This is a genomic window from Pseudoclavibacter sp. AY1H1, assembly GCF_002931055.1.
Classification (GTDB): domain Bacteria; phylum Actinomycetota; class Actinomycetes; order Actinomycetales; family Microbacteriaceae; genus Pseudoclavibacter.
Genome location: NZ_PSXX01000007.1, coordinates 55736 through 69595, shown reverse-complemented (window position 1 = coordinate 69595; position 13860 = coordinate 55736). Strand labels below are relative to the sequence as shown.

The 13860-nt window shown below is 69.6% G+C and carries 12 protein-coding genes; 5 read left to right on the top strand and 7 right to left on the bottom strand.

Annotated features, from left to right (window positions below; genetic code table 11):
- Positions 1 to 90: 90 nt before the first annotated feature.
- Entirely contained in the window at positions 91 to 1176 is a 1086-nt protein-coding gene (locus tag C5E05_RS12045; RefSeq protein WP_228496662.1) for an LLM class flavin-dependent oxidoreductase, read from the top strand.
- A gap of 3 nt (positions 1177 to 1179) precedes the next feature.
- Positions 1180 to 2859, top strand: a complete 1680-nt coding sequence (locus C5E05_RS12040; RefSeq protein ID WP_104342071.1) for a methyltransferase — start codon at positions 1180 to 1182, stop codon at positions 2857 to 2859.
- A 45-nt stretch (positions 2860 to 2904) separates the two neighbouring features.
- Here the strand turns inward: C5E05_RS12040 and C5E05_RS12035 are convergent, their stop codons facing one another.
- Positions 2905 to 3846, bottom strand: a complete 942-nt coding sequence (locus C5E05_RS12035; RefSeq protein WP_104342070.1) for a 2-hydroxyacid dehydrogenase — start codon at positions 3844 to 3846, stop codon at positions 2905 to 2907.
- A 130-nt stretch (positions 3847 to 3976) separates the two neighbouring features.
- Between C5E05_RS12035 and C5E05_RS12030 the strand changes: the two genes are divergently transcribed.
- Genes C5E05_RS12030 through C5E05_RS12020 form a run of 3 tightly spaced genes read left to right on the top strand, consistent with a single transcriptional unit; the run spans position 3977 to position 7644 of the window.
- A complete protein-coding gene (locus C5E05_RS12030) occupies positions 3977 to 5425 on the top strand; it encodes a GntP family permease (protein WP_104342069.1) in 1449 nt (482 codons plus the stop codon).
- Positions 5426 to 5464: 39 nt separating this feature from the next.
- Positions 5465 to 6715, top strand: coding sequence for a CaiB/BaiF CoA-transferase family protein (locus C5E05_RS12025; RefSeq protein ID WP_104342068.1), 1251 nt, complete (start codon positions 5465 to 5467; stop codon positions 6713 to 6715).
- Complete coding sequence (locus tag C5E05_RS12020; protein ID WP_104342067.1) at positions 6712 to 7644, top strand: hydroxymethylglutaryl-CoA lyase; 933 nt, start codon at positions 6712 to 6714, stop codon at positions 7642 to 7644. The genes C5E05_RS12025 and C5E05_RS12020 overlap by 4 nt, the downstream gene beginning before the upstream one ends.
- A 9-nt stretch (positions 7645 to 7653) precedes the next feature.
- Here C5E05_RS12020 and C5E05_RS12015 read toward each other — a convergent pair whose 3' ends face one another.
- The 6 genes from C5E05_RS12015 to C5E05_RS11990 form a co-directional block, all read right to left on the bottom strand.
- On the bottom strand, positions 7654 to 8457 hold the full coding sequence (locus C5E05_RS12015; protein WP_104307475.1) for an IclR family transcriptional regulator: 804 nt from the start codon (positions 8455 to 8457) through the stop codon (positions 7654 to 7656).
- A 49-nt stretch (positions 8458 to 8506) separates the two neighbouring features.
- Positions 8507 to 9034, bottom strand: coding sequence for a hypothetical protein (locus C5E05_RS12010; RefSeq protein WP_258064857.1), 528 nt, complete (start codon positions 9032 to 9034; stop codon positions 8507 to 8509).
- Positions 9035 to 9055: 21 nt separating this feature from the next.
- Positions 9056 to 10042 carry a CPBP family intramembrane glutamic endopeptidase gene (locus tag C5E05_RS12005; protein WP_104342065.1) on the bottom strand — a complete coding sequence of 329 codons (987 nt, stop codon included), beginning with the start codon at positions 10040 to 10042 and terminating at the stop codon, positions 9056 to 9058.
- Positions 10043 to 10194: 152 nt separating this feature from the next.
- Positions 10195 to 11238 carry a hemolysin family protein gene (locus tag C5E05_RS12000; RefSeq protein ID WP_104342064.1) on the bottom strand — a complete coding sequence of 348 codons (1044 nt, stop codon included), beginning with the start codon at positions 11236 to 11238 and terminating at the stop codon, positions 10195 to 10197.
- Positions 11231 to 12610, bottom strand: coding sequence for a hemolysin family protein (locus C5E05_RS11995; protein WP_104342063.1), 1380 nt, complete (start codon positions 12608 to 12610; stop codon positions 11231 to 11233). The genes C5E05_RS12000 and C5E05_RS11995 overlap by 8 nt, the downstream gene beginning before the upstream one ends.
- Before the next feature lie 144 nt (positions 12611 to 12754).
- A complete protein-coding gene (locus C5E05_RS11990) occupies positions 12755 to 13807 on the bottom strand; it encodes an aldo/keto reductase (protein WP_104342062.1) in 1053 nt (350 codons plus the stop codon).
- Between the last annotated feature and the right edge of the window lie 53 nt (positions 13808 to 13860).

Genomic DNA, 13860 nt, shown 5'->3' with positions numbered 1-13860 from the left:
CCGACACTCAGGCCGCGAACCTGCCGAAAACCCCGGTGGTGGGGACTTCTCCCCGTGAGGCTGCCGAGGCCATCCAGGAATAGCGGCGGGATGGTGCGCGTTGCCCCGACCATGCCAGGAACGCCCACGCTCTCCGTGCTCGACCTCATCCCCGTCGCCGAAGGGCAGTCGAGTGCCGACGCCGTGGCCGCATCCGCCCGCCTGGTGCGGCGAGCCGACGAGCTCGGGTACCACCGCTACTGGGTCGCCGAGCACCACAACACCGAACTCGTCGCCTCGACGACACCGCCCGTGCTGCTCGCGGCTCTCGGCGCGGGAACGCAGCGTATCCGCCTCGGCTCGGGCGGCGTCATGCTGCCGAACCACGCACCCTTCGTCATCGCCGAGCAGTTCGCGACCCTCGAGTCGCTCTACCCCGGGCGCATCGACCTCGGACTGGGCCGCGCGCCCGGCACCGACCCGTTCACCGCCGCCGCGATGCGTCGCGATCTCTCCCGTGATCGCGTCGACGAGTTCCCCAACGACGTGCTCGAGCTCATGGGCTACCTGGGCGATGTGAGGGCGGAGCACGACCGCGAGGTGCTCAATCGCCTCCGAGTCAGCCCGGGGGCGAAGACGAATCCCCAGATCTGGCTCCTCGGTTCGAGCCTCTACGGGGCAGAGCTGGCCGCCGCCTTCGGCCTGCCGTACACCTTCGCGCACCACTTCGCGATGCACGCTGACCCGAAAGCCGCCGCCGACCACTACCGCGACCACTTCGTGCCGTCGCCCGTGCTCGCCGAACCGCACTTCATGGTGTCGGTCTCTGCGATCGCCGCGGAGACGGTCGATGAGGCCACCCGCCTCGCGCTCCCCAGCAGGGCGGCCATGCACCAGATCCGGTTCGGCCGCCCTACGAGGGTCCTCTCGCCAGAGGGCGCCGCCGCGTACGCGGACCGGATGCAGGACCGCTCCCTCTACGACGCGACGACCGGCACGCAGCTCGTCGGGACCCCCGAGATGGTCGCCGACGGCATCGACCGCCTCATCGAGCGCACGGGGGCCGACGAGGTGATCCTCGCCGCCACGACGCACGACGTGGAGGTGCGCATCCGCACGATCGAGGCGCTCGCGGAGCTGCGCGACCCGGCAGCCTGGGAGCCGCGCGCGACTGTCGGTGCACATCCGCATAATTGACGGGTGACTTCCCACGCGCGCCATGCCTCTTCCGCCTCCACTCCTGACGACTTCACGTTCGACGACCCGAGCGACGCCCCCGACAGCACCGACGAGGCGCTGCTCCGCGCGCTCGCGGTGACGTTCGCCGGCGCTGGCTTCACCGTCGACGGGGTCGAGTCGCGTCTGGGGGCCGAAGCGGCGGATGCGCTGCACCGTGACCTGCTCGAGCCCGCGTCGTTCGCCCTCTCGCGTGAGCCGGACGACGCGCTCTCCGCGCTCATCCGCCTGTTCGTGCTCGCGGAGACCGTCGAGGCGGGCGATGTCCCGGCACTCGACGAGTTGCTCGCGGCCCGCCTCGTTGCTCGCGTCCCGCGCCTGAGCCCCACGGAATCGGCTCAGGAGGCCAGCGCCGAGGAGCTCGTGGACGAGCTCGTGGTCGCACTCGTCGACGTGCGCCCGTACGCGAGCGAGGGCGTCAACGGCAGCGTCGAGATGTGGGTCGCCTCCGACCTCGGCGGTGTGCAGCTGGGCCGCGACCAGCCGCTGCGCCGCGACCACGTCGTCGGCATCGGGCCGGCGACGACGCTGCTCGCCCAGCTCACCCCGCGGGAACCCGTCGCCCGCGCGCTTGACCTCGGGGTCGGCATGGGCGTGCAGACCATGCACCTGCTCGCCCACACCAGGCACGTCGTCGCGACCGACATCTCGGAGCGCGCCCTCGCGTTCGCGAAGTTCAACCTGCTGCTCAACGCCGAGGCGCTCGGCATCGCCGCCGGTGGCCTCGAGGACCGCGTGAGCCTGCGCCTCGGAAACATGCTCGAGCCCGTCGCCGGCGAGCACTTCGACCTGTTCGTGTCGAATCCGCCGTTTGTCATCACGCCCCGACGCGAGGGCGAAGGCGGAAGCGACCAGTACACGTACCGTGACGGTGGCAAGCCGGGTGACAGCATCGTCGAGGGGCTCGTGCGCGACCTCGGCACGGTGCTCGCTCCGGGCGGCGTCGCCTGCATGCTCGGCAACTGGGAGGTGCGGGAGGGCGACGCCAACTGGCACTCGCGCCTCGAGACGTGGCCCGCGAACGATGTCGACCTGTGGGTCGTGCAGCGCGAGGACGCGACACCGGTGGAGTACGCCGACATGTGGTTGAAGGATGCGGCTGAGAACGCCGAGCTCTCGAGCTGGCAGCACGCATTCCGCCGCTACCTGCAGGACTTCGCGAGCCGCGATGTCGAGCGCATCGGCATGGGCATGTTCTTCCTCCGCCGCACCCACGAGGGCGCCGTCGGCGGTCCGCTGCGCCGCTTCGAGCACCTCACGCACGCGCTCGGCCACCCGCTCGCCGCGCACATCCGCGACGGCTTCGAGGCCATCACCTGGCTGCGCGGGGTCGACGACGACGAGCTCTTCGACGAGCCGCTCGTCGTGGCCGCCGACGTGACCGAGGAGCGCCACTCGCGGCCAGGCGACGAGGACCCGAGCATCATCATGCTCCGCCAGGGCGCGGGGTTCCGCCGCACCATGTCGATGTCGACGGAACTCACCGGCTTCGTGTCGGTGTGCGACGGGGAGCTCGTCGGGTCGCAGATCGTCACCGCCATCGCATCGCTCGTCGACGTCGAGGAAGAGGCCCTGCGCGCGAGCCTCGTGCCCGACGTGCGCGAGCTCGTGGCGCTCGGCTTCCTCGAGCCGCGCTGGCGATAGGAGGTCAGCCGGGCCGGCGACGCCGAGCGTGCTCGCTTCCCGCCGTCATGGGTGCGCCACGACGTTCTCCGGCGCCTCGCCGGCCAGAAGCGCGCGCAGCTGGCGGTCGATGAGTGCGACCATGCGCGGATGCATCGCCGAGGAAGCGCCCCCGACGTGCGGGGTGATGAGTGCGCCGTCGAGATCCCAGAGCCGGTGCCCCGGCGGCAGCGGCTCGGGGTCGGTGACGTCGAGGGCGGCCCGGATGCGGCCGGCCTCGAGCGCGGCGATGAGCGCCTCCGTGTCGATGACTGGTCCGCGCGCGACGTTCACGAGGAGCGACCCCTGTCGCATCGCGGCGAGGAAGCTCGCATCGACGAGGTGTCTGGTCTCGTCGGTCAGCGGCACCGTGAGGATCACCACGTCGATCCCGGGGAGCAGCGCCTCGAGGCTCGAGATGGGATGCACGCGGTCGGGCCCGCCATCGGCTGCGCGGGCGGAGCGCGCGAACCGGAGCACGTTCGCCTCGAAGCCGCTCAGTCGATGCTCGATGGCCTTGCCGACGCCGCCGTATCCGACGATGGCCACCGTGCGGTCGGCGAGGCTCTGGCCGGGCTGCTGGTGCCACACGTGCCGCTGCCCCGCCGTCGTGTACTCGGGGATGCGGCGGAGCGACGCGAGCGTGAGCCCGAGTGCGAGCTCGGCCGTCGAGGCCTCGTGCACGGAGCGCGCGTTGGCAACCGTGTGACCAGCGGGCAGGTGGGCGAGCACGTCCTCGTGCCCGATCGTCTGGGCCTGGACGAGTCGCGTCGTCGTGCGCCCGAGGCTCGCGGTGAGGCTCGGGTCCTGCTGATAGGGGAGCACGACGAGGTCGATGTGCGGGGCGGGTGACGGCGTCGTCAGATCCCAGGTGATGCACTCGAGGCTGGCGGCGATCTCGAGCTGCGTGATCGAGGCCGCGAGGGCGGGGGTCGGCACCGAGACGAGGAGCTGTTCGCTGCGGGTCACGATACGGGCTCTTGCTTACATACTGAGTTCATGCACATAATGTAAGCCAGACGCGGTCTCAAGCCAAGCAACTCCTGTTCTCCACCAGTGAGGCCCAGACCGCGCGAGACCCCACCTCGATTGGACGACAATGACGTCAGAGATCATCACGATCATCCACACGGCGATCGCCATCCTCGGCGTCGTCGTGCTCATCACGCGCTTCCGGCTGAACCCCGCCGTCGCCCTCGTGATCGGCTCCCTCTACCTGGGACTCGCCACGGGGCATCCGCCGACCGAGACCATCGGCACGATCACCGGCGGCTTCGGGGAGATCATGGCCGAGGTCGGCCTCCTCATCACCTTCGGCGTGCTGCTCGGCTCGATGCTCAGCGAGATGAACGCCATCCAGCGACTCGTCTCGCATCTGCTGCGCATCTTCGGCCCCAAGGGGCTGCCGTATGCGATGGGGCTCACGATCGGCACCGTGCTCCAGTCGATCTTCCTCGACGTGCTCCTCGTGATCTCCGCGCCGCTCGCTCGCAAGATGGCGCCGCTCATCGGCAAGCACGGCACGCCACGCATCGCGACGGCCCTCGCCATCGGCCTCGAATGCGGGATCGTCTTCATGGTGCCCGGCGTCGCAGCCCTCGCGCTCGCGGGCGTGCTCGGCGTTCCCCTCGGACAGATGCTGCTCTTCGGCCTCATCGTGATCGTGCCGACCATCGTCATCTCGATCTTCATCATGACGCTGCTGTTCCGCATCGGCTTCTGGAAGGAGAAGCTGGACGAGACGCAGCCCGTCGAAGGTGAGGACGGAGCGGACGACAGCATCGACGCCTCCCCAGAGCCCGTCGAGCCCCTCAAGACCGAGAGCATCCCAGTCAACGATCGACTCAGCAAGGTCGGCGGCGTCCCCCGCGGCGTCGCCGTCGCCGAGCGCACCACGACCTCCGAGCCGAAGCTCATCCTGCTCTTCGCGCCGCTCCTGCTCTGCCTGGGCCTCATCGCGACGGGCGCGATCCTGCAGATCGTCGGCGTCGAGATCGACGCGCTTGTCCTCGTGACCGACCCCGTCTTCGCGCTGCTCCTCGCCGTGCTCGGCACGAGCATCATCGGCAGGCTCACGGTCGGCGGCAAGGCGGTCGAGAAGTCGGTTGTCGCGGGCTTCCGCGAAAGCGGTCAGATCCTCATCCTCACGGGTGTGGGCGGTTCGCTCGCGGCGACCGTCGCGGCGACCGGCCTCGGCGACATCCTCGGGCAGGCGTTCAGCGCCAACAGCTTCGCGCCACTCCTCATCGTCTGGGCCATCGCGGCCGTGCTGCACATCGCCGTCGGCTCGGTGACGATCTCGGCGATCACCGCCGCAGGCATCCTCGCGCCCATCGCGTCCGTCATCGGCCTCGACCCGATCCTCATCGCCCTCGCGGCGGGAGCCGGCTCGCTCTTCGCTGTGCACGTCACCAGCAACACGTTCTGGCTCCTGCAGTCGTTGCTCGGACAGACGACACGGGGCACGCTCAAGACATGCACCGTCGGTGTGTCCGTCGCCTCGGTGGTCGCGTTGCTCGTGACCCTTGTCCTCAGCATCTTCATCTGACCCGCACGCACCGACCGATCACGTCCGGAAAGGACCGACATGCACACCAACGCCAAGATCGCCCCGCTCGCGGGAGTCCGCGTGCTCGAGCTCGGGAACTTCATCGCAGCCCCGACGGCAGGGCGGATGCTCGCCGACTTCGGCGCCGAGGTCATCAAGGTCGAGCGGCCCGGAACGGGAGACGAGCTGCGCTCGTGGCGCCTGCATCCCGGTGCGACGACGTCCATGCTGTTCCACACCATCAACCGCAACAAGAAGTCGATCACCCTCGATCTCCGGACCGAGGAGGGGCGGGATGCGGTGCGCGCGCTTGCCGCCGACTGCGACGTGGTCCTCGAGAACTTCCGTCCGGGCACCATCGAGCGGTGGGGGATCGGGCCGGACGTGCTCAACGAGATTAACCCGGAAATCGTCATCGGCCGTATCTCCGCTTTCGGGCAGACGGGGCCCCTCTCGAGCCGGCCGGGGTTCGCCGCCGTCGCGGAAGCCATGGGCGGGTTCAGGAACCTCGTCGGCGACCCCGACCGCGCCCCGGTCCGCGTGGGCGTCTCGATCGGCGACTCCATCGCGGGCGTGTACACCGCCTACGGCGTGATGATGGCGATGTTCCAGCGTGAGCAGCGCCGCGGCGCCGGCCTCGAGCCGGCTCCACTGGAGGAGCGGGTCATCGACGTCGCCCTCAACGAGGCCATGTTCTCGATGATGGAGTCGCTCATCCCCGACTACCAGGCGCACGGGGTGGTGCGCGAGCGGGTCGGCGGGCGGATGGAGGGCATCGCCCCCACCAATGCGTACGTGTGCGGGGATGCGAAGAGCGTCGTGATCGCGGGCAACGCCGACGCGATCTTCGTGCGCTTCATGGGCATCATCGGGAGAGACGACCTCGCCCGCGACCCGGGCCTCGCGACCAACAATCTCCGCTGGGACCGGCGCGACGAGCTCGACGCCGCGATCGGCGCGTGGACGGCGACGCTCCCCGCCGAGGAGGTGCTCGACATCCTCGACGACGCCGGCGTCCCCTCCGGCCCGATCTACACTGCCGAGGACATCAGCGCGAGCCCGCAGTACGCGGCCCGCGACATGATCCAGAAGTTCGATGTGACCGACGGAGACACCACCGTCGAGGGTGTCGGCTTCCCCGGCATCGTCCCGGTCCTCGGCGGCGCCTCCCTGCCGATTCGCACGCTCGCCCCCGGGCTCGGCCAGGACACCGAGGCGGTGCTCGCGGCCTACGCGGGCCGCAGCGGGCAGACTCAGACCGACGACAACAGCAAGGTGGACGCACGATGAGCCAGAACCCGATCACCTCCGCGCGTCTGCGCGACGTCACCCTGCGCGACGGCCTGCAGCTCACCGGCAAGCTGCTGTCGACCCAGCGCAAGGTCGAGCTCGCGCGCGAGCTCTTCTCGGCCGGGGTGCCAGAGCTCGAGATCGGCTCGATGGCGCGCGGCGACCTCGTCCCGCCCATGGCCAACACGCTCGAGGTCATCGAGGCGCTCACCCCGGAGGAGCTCGAGCACAGCTGGGTGTGGGTCGCGACCCCGCGGCACATCGAGAAGGCCGCGGCCGCCGGGGCGAAGAACTTCCAGTACTGCTTCTCGGTCTCCGACGCCCACAACCAGGCGAACATCGGGCGGACCACCGACACGAGCCTCGCGGCCATGCCGGACGCCGTCGCCCTGACCCATCAGGCCGGCGGGCGCATCCAGCTGTGCCTCGCGACCTCCTTCACGTGCCCCTTCGACGGGCAGGTCGACCCGGACCGGGTCATCCGGATCGCCAACGACCCCAGGGCCGAGGGCGCTGAGGACATCGTCATCTGCGACACCCTGGGCCAGGCGCACCCCGGACAGGTGTCCTCGCTCATCTCCAGGGTCGTCGCCGAGTCGCCGAAGCGGGAGATCGTGTTCCACGGCCACGACACCTGGGGTGCGGGCGTCACGAACTCGATCGCGGCGGTCCTCGCGGGTGCGAGCGTCGTCGACGGCGCGCTCGGAGGGCTCGGCGGATGCCCGTTCGCTCCGGGGGCCAGCGGCAACACGGCCACGGAGGACCTGCTCTTCGCGATGCGCCCCGAGTGGCTCACTCCGGCGGCGTTCGCCCAGATCGTCCGCGAATCGGAGGCGCTGCTCGTCGACCTCGAAGAGCCGAACCGATCGAAGGCCCGCCAGGGCGCTCGCTCCAAGGCCCCCACGTTCGAATGGGTCGTGCCGGCGTAGGCTGCGCCGCTACTCGGCGGGAGCGCGACCGCCGATGAGGCGCGTCGCGCGTTCGGCCGTCTCGACGAGCATCGGAGCCCAGTCCTCGAGCATCTTCGGCTGGATGCGGGCGGCCGGCCCGCTCACTCCCAGCGCCATCCGCACCCGTCCGCTCGGCTCGAACACCGGGGCTGCCACCCCGACGAGGCCGTCGATGCGCTCGTTGCGGGTGATCGCGAACCCGTCTTCCCTGGTCTGCTCGAGCACGGCTCGCAGCTCGACCGGGTCGGTGATGGTGCTCGCCGCGAGGTCGGGGATCGGCCCGGCGAGGATGCTCTCGCGGAGGTCAGCGTTCCAGGCGAGCAGGACCCGCCCCGCGGAACCGACCGTGAGCGGCGCGACCTTGCCGACGTGGACATCCTGCTTCAGCTCATGCCGCGTCTCGTCGACGGCGATGCAGACGCGGTAGTCGTCGTCGGCGCGGAAGAGAGTCGCGCTCTCGCCGGTCGCCTGACGCAGCTCGCGTAGGAGCGGCGCGAGCAGGTCGATCGCCTTGATGCCGCGAACGGCTGGCGCAGACCAATACGCCATCCGCAGCCCGATCCGGAACCGGTCGTCGTCGCGGTCGAGGAAGCCCTGCGCGACGAGGTTCGTCACGAGGCGCTGCGTCGTGGAGGTGGGGAGACCGGTCTTCGTGCGGATCTCCGCGAGCGACAGTGAGGGCGACTCAAGCGTGAAGCTGTCGAGGATGTCCGTGATCTTGCCGAGCACCAGCAGCGGAGCGACGCCCGAGTTTCCGGTGGCTGGCGGGGCTGCGCTGCCGGAATCAGTCATACATGGAATCTAGAGCATCGGCTCGCTCGATCGCCCACGACGGCGTGGTTCAGCGCTGGCCCCGAGCGTCGTCGCGCCGGAACGGGGTGAGCAGCTCGCGTCGGTCGCGCCACGCGGCGGTCGACCAGAGCGCCAGCGCGATGAGCAGCACCTGGAACGGCAGGCGGATGAGCCGGGCCGCGTCGGTATCCAGGCCGAACGCATCCCTCCCCGTGACGTACTGGGAGATGTTGCCGGGGAAGACCGCCAGGAAGAACGCGGCGACGACGAAGCCGACGGCGACCCGCCAGCGGCCCGCCGCGATGAGCGCCAGCCCCAGCAGCACCTCGACGACGCCGGAGGCGAGCACGACGAAGTCCGCGTCGAGCGGCAGCCACGTCGGCACCTGCGCCTGAAACTCGGCGCGTGCGAACGACAGGTGCGCGGCCCCCGCGAACAGCAGGAATCCGCCGAGCACCACGCGCGCGATCGTCCGCGCCACCGAGGTCCGGGGCGTGCGCCCCGCGTGCGTCGTGCGCGCGTCCTGTGGCGCGCTGGAGCCGGCCGGTCGGTGGTCTGCTGGCGGTGAAGTCTGCATCCGCCAAGTCTGCGCCCTCCGCTACGGGTGCACCTGCGGGTTGCCTTGGTGCAGCTGCGGCGCCACCTGCGTCGGCGCGGGCTTGGACGGCGCGAACTGCTTCGTCGCGAGGAGCACGGCCACGAAGATCAGCGGCACGATCCATCCGGTCCAGCCGAGGATCGTGGCCTGCGTCGTGTCGACCCGCTCGCCGGCCGCGGCGAACAGCAGGTACGAGCCGGCTGCGGCGTTGAAGGCACCGTGCGCGAGCGCGGCCGGCCACACCGATTCCGAGCGGATGCGCAGCCACGCGAACACGGCCCCGACGAGGATGCACATCCCCGTCATCATGGTCAGCCCGAGCCAGCCTGGCGCATCCACGTAGTTGTAGCCGAGGAGGATCAGCGGTGCGTGCCAGAGGCCCCAGATGAGGCCCGAGATGAGCAGCGCGGGGACGGTGCCGAGCCTCAGGAGCTTCGGGAGCAGCCAGCCGCGCCACCCCAGCTCCTCGCCGAGGGCGGGGATGAGGTTGAGGAACGCGCCGACGGGGATGCTCACGAGCTGCAGCAGCACGAGCACGACAACCGGGAGGGGGAGCTCGAGGTTGCCGACGCCTTCGGCGGCGAGCTGCTCGTCGAGCATCGCCTGGAAGCCGGAGAAGTTCACGAGGTCCATGGAGTAGACGCCGAAGAGGGCGCCGATGGGCAGGGCGGCGAAGATGAGGGCGACCGGGACGACGACGGCGAGCGCCAGATACGCGATGAGTCTGCCCGCCGGCTTCAGCGGCACGAGGCCGAGCGCGCGCCACGGCCGTGCAGGGCGCTCGATGGCGAACACCGTGACGAGGGCGGCGATGGCCGGGGTCAGCATCATGGCGATCGAGATGACGGGGAACCAGGGGTTGGCGAGCCCATCGCCGAGCCAGAGGGGGAGCGCGACCAGCCAGGAGAGGCCGAACGCCAACGCAAGGAAGACCCCGGCGGAGAGCTTGTCACGGGTGGACGGTCTGGTCGGCGTTGTCGTCTGCACCGTTCCAGCCTGGCGTCACCGAACGCGTCCTGTCAAAGAAACGCGAGCAACGCGGCGAGAAGCGGCGGTGGATGCGGCAGCGGATGCGGAAAAGGGATGCTCCCGCCCGTTTCCGAGCGGGAGCATCCCTTCTGCGGGATCGAAGCGGTGGGCTACTCGGCCGCGCTGGTCGCGTTCACCTCGCCGACGAGCACCTCGAGGACGTCCTCGAGGAACAGGAGACCCGTCACCCTGCCGTCGGTGTCGAGCGCCTTGGCGACGTGCGCGCCGCGGTCGCGGAGCACCGCCATGGCGTCCTCGAGTTCCGCGTCGCGCGACACGGAGACGAGGCTCCGCAGTCGCTTCTGCGGGATGGGCGATGTGAAGGCGTCAGCACCCATGAGGTCCATGACGTCCTTCATGTGGATGTAGCTCGTCGGCTCTCCTCGCTCGTCGGTGACGACGTAGCGGGAGAAGCCGTGCTCGGCGACGGCCTTCTGCACGTCGATGGGGCGCGCGCCTGCCGGCAGGAGCACCATCTCGGCGATGGGCACATCCACGTCGCTGACCTTCTTCTCGGTGAACTCGAACGCGCCAGCGAGCGTGCCGGACGTGTCGCTCAGCGTTCCCTCTCGGGTCGACTGCTCGACGATTCCGGCCACCTCCTCGAGCGTGTACGTGCTCGTCGCCTCGTCCTTCGGCTCGACCTTGAAGAGCCGCAGCACGCCGTTCGCAATCGTGTTGAGGCTCCAGATGATCGGGTTGAAGATCTTGGAGACCACGACGAGCGGCGGGGCGAGAAGGAGCGACGCGCGGTCAGGCACCGAGAACGCGAGGTTCTTGGGGATCATCTCGCCGAACACGACGTGCAGGAACGTGACCAGCACGAGCGCGACCGCGAACGCGATCACGCTGATGGCCTCGGCCGACAGCGCGGTGAGCCCGAGCGGGATCTCGAGCAGGTGGTGGATGGCCGGCTCGGAGACGTTCAGGATGAGCAGCGAGCAGACGGTGATGCCGAGCTGGCTCGTCGCCAGCATGAGCGTCGCGTGCTCCATCGCCCACAGGGTGGTCTTCGCGGCGCGGCTGCCCCGCTCGGCGAGGGGCTCGATCTGGGATCGCTTCGCCGAGATGACGGCGAACTCGGCGCCGACGAAGAAGGCGTTGCCGATGAGGAGGACGAACAGCCACAGGATTCCTGGCAGGTACTCACTCATTGGTCATCACCTCCTTGACTCGGTCGTGGGCTCTGTCGAGCGCGAGCTCCTGGTTCGTCATGAGGCTCTGGTCGCCGTCCGGTTCGTCGGGCAGGTAGCGGACCCGCACGATGCGCGTGCCGTCGATGCGCTCGACGCGCAGCATGCCCGACTCGATGGCGACCTCGTCGCCCAGTTCGGGGAGACGCTCGAGGGTGTCGGTGATGAATCCGCCGACGGTGTCGTAGTCGCCGTCCTCCGGCACCTCGATGGCGAGGCGGTCGAGGACTTCGTCCGGGCGCCAGGAGGCGTCGAACGTGACGGACCGGCCGCGCCGGATGAACCCGGTCTGGTGTCGGTCGTGTTCGTCCTCGAGCTCCCCGACGATCTCCTCGACGAGGTCTTCGAGCGTGACGATGCCAGCGGTGCCGCCGTGCTCATCCACGACGACGGCAACCTGGTGGCGTTCGGCGCGCAGGAGGGTCAGCAGGGCGGATGCGCCCATCGACTCCGGCACGCGGAGCGCCTCGGTCTGCAGCTCTCCGGCGGTGACCTCGGTCTGGCGCTCCACGGCGACCGCGAACGCCTGCTTGGCGTGCACGAACCCCGTGATGTTGTCCGGGGTGCCGTCGACGACCGGGAACCGGGAGTAGCCGGTCTCGATGGCGAGGGCGATGATCGCCTGCGCCGTGTCGTCGACCTCCACGCTCGCCATGCGCACGCGGGGCGTCATGACGTCGGACGCGTCGTGCTCGGCGAACTTGAGGGTGCGTCGCAGCAGGGCCGCGTCGTCTTCCTCGAGCAGGCCGGAGAGCGCGGAGTGGCGGATGAGGTACGACAGCTCGTCGGCGCTTCTGGCACCGGAGAGCTCCTCCTTGGGCTCGATGCCCATGGAGCGGATGATGGCGTTCGCGGTGTTGTTCAGGAGCAGGATCACGGGCTTGAACACCGTCGTGAAGAGCGCCTGGAACGGGATGACGACCTTCGCGGTCGCCCTGGGGAGGGCGAGTGCGAAGTTCTTCGGGACGAGCTCGCCGATGATCATCGAGAACAGCGTCGCGAGGATGATGCCGACGATGGCTCCCGCTACGGGCACGAGGCCCGCGGGAACGCCGAAACCGGTGAAGGGTTCCTCGAGGAGGGAGCTGACGGCCGGCTCGAACGTGTATCCCGTGAGCAGGGTCGTGAGCGTGATCCCGAGCTGCGCGCTGGAGAGGTGCGTCGACGTGATCTTCAGGGCCTTGATGGTGGGCCCGAGTCGCTTCTCTCCGCGGCTTTGCCGTTTTTCGAGTTCGTTTCGGTCGAGGTTGACGAGCGCGAATTCACTCGCGACGAACAACCCGGTTCCTACTGTGAGAACGAGGCCGATGCCGAGCATCACCCATTCGTTCATGCGTGGTGCCTCCAGACTGTGGCGGCCGAGGGTTCGGCCGGAACGTCGAGAGGCTTGGGACTATGACTGGGAGGGTCTTCCATGAGGAGAGATTCTAGTTGCCCTTCGTTTGCCCGCAACTCGCCAAGCTGGGGATCCGCCGGGTCAGGAGCGAGCGAGCTGGGCCTCTTCGCGGCCCTGGGAGGTCCAGGCGGGGTCGGCGGAGCGGTGGCCGACGACCTGGTCGGCGAGCGCGTCCAGCTGCTGCAGCTGCTTGACGTTCAGCTCGAGGCCGATGGCACGCAGGTTCTCGTCGACGCGCTGCGGGCTGCGGGTTCCGGGGATGGGGGAGACGCGCACGCCGAACTCCGCCGACTTCGCGTAGACCCAGGCGAGGGCGACCTCGGCGACGGAGACGTGGCGGTCGTGCACTTCGCTGAGCTGCTGGGCGACAGCGGCGACCTCGCCGGCAAGCGCGCGGTTCACGGGCAGGTTCTCGGGGAAGAAGCGGGGGAAGTTGGCACGCACATTGGGGGAGACGGCGTCGAGCTCCGCCCACGAGTCGGTGAGTAGGCCGCGGCTGACGGGCGAGTAGGGCACGAACCCGGCTCCGACCTCGCGGATGGCGGGGATGACGTGCGCCTCCAGGTCGCGGCTGAAGATGCTGTACTCGCTCTGCACCGCGGCGATCGGGTGGATGGCGGCCGCGCGGATGATCTCGGCGCCCGTCGGCTCGCTCAGCCCGATGTGGCGGACCTTGCCTTCGGCGACGAGCTCGGAGACGAACCCGACCGTGTCCTCGATCGGCACGTTCGGGTCGACGCGGTGCTGGTAGTAGAGGTCGATGTGGTCGGTGCCGAGGCGCGAGAGGGAGAGCTCGACCTGCTCGCGGACGTGCTCGCGGTCGCCGCGCACTCCGCGCTTGCCGACGCCGTCGCCCTTCGTGATGCCGAACTTCGTGGCGAGCTGGATGCGCTCCCGCTGCGCCGGGAAGATCTTCGCGATGGTGCTCTCGCTGCGGCCGTCGCCGTAGATGTTGGCGGTGTCGAGGAACGTGATGCCCGCATCCACCGAATGCTGCAGCGTGCGCAGCGCCTGCGCGTCGTCGATGGGCCCGTAGGCATCGCTGAGGCTCATCGCGCCGTAGCCCTGGACGGTCGTCACGAGGCCGTCGCCGAGGAGTGTCGTGGGGAGCTGGCCTGCCGAGCTGTTCGTCATGGCGTCAAGTCTTGTGCCGACCACCGACATTTCGCCACCGAGCCGCGCCCCGG

Bases quoted from the DNA above. Each gene is read 5' to 3' on its own strand.
- C5E05_RS12045 (WP_228496662.1), top strand. From the start codon at position 91: ATGGTGCGCGTTGCCCCGACCATGCCAGGAACGCCCACGCTCTCCGTG.
- C5E05_RS12030 (WP_104342069.1), top strand. From the start codon at position 3,977: ATGACGTCAGAGATCATCACGATCATCCACACGGCGATCGCCATCCTC.
- C5E05_RS12025 (WP_104342068.1), top strand. From the start codon at position 5,465: ATGCACACCAACGCCAAGATCGCCCCGCTCGCGGGAGTCCGCGTGCTC.
- C5E05_RS12020 (WP_104342067.1), top strand. From the start codon at position 6,712: ATGAGCCAGAACCCGATCACCTCCGCGCGTCTGCGCGACGTCACCCTG.
- C5E05_RS12015 (WP_104307475.1), bottom strand. From the start codon at position 8,457: ATGACTGATTCCGGCAGCGCAGCCCCGCCAGCCACCGGAAACTCGGGC.
- C5E05_RS12010 (WP_258064857.1), bottom strand. From the start codon at position 9,034: ATGCAGACTTCACCGCCAGCAGACCACCGACCGGCCGGCTCCAGCGCG.
- C5E05_RS12000 (WP_104342064.1), bottom strand. From the start codon at position 11,238: ATGAGTGAGTACCTGCCAGGAATCCTGTGGCTGTTCGTCCTCCTCATC.
- C5E05_RS11995 (WP_104342063.1), bottom strand. From the start codon at position 12,610: ATGAACGAATGGGTGATGCTCGGCATCGGCCTCGTTCTCACAGTAGGA.
- C5E05_RS11990 (WP_104342062.1), bottom strand. From the start codon at position 13,807: ATGACGAACAGCTCGGCAGGCCAGCTCCCCACGACACTCCTCGGCGAC.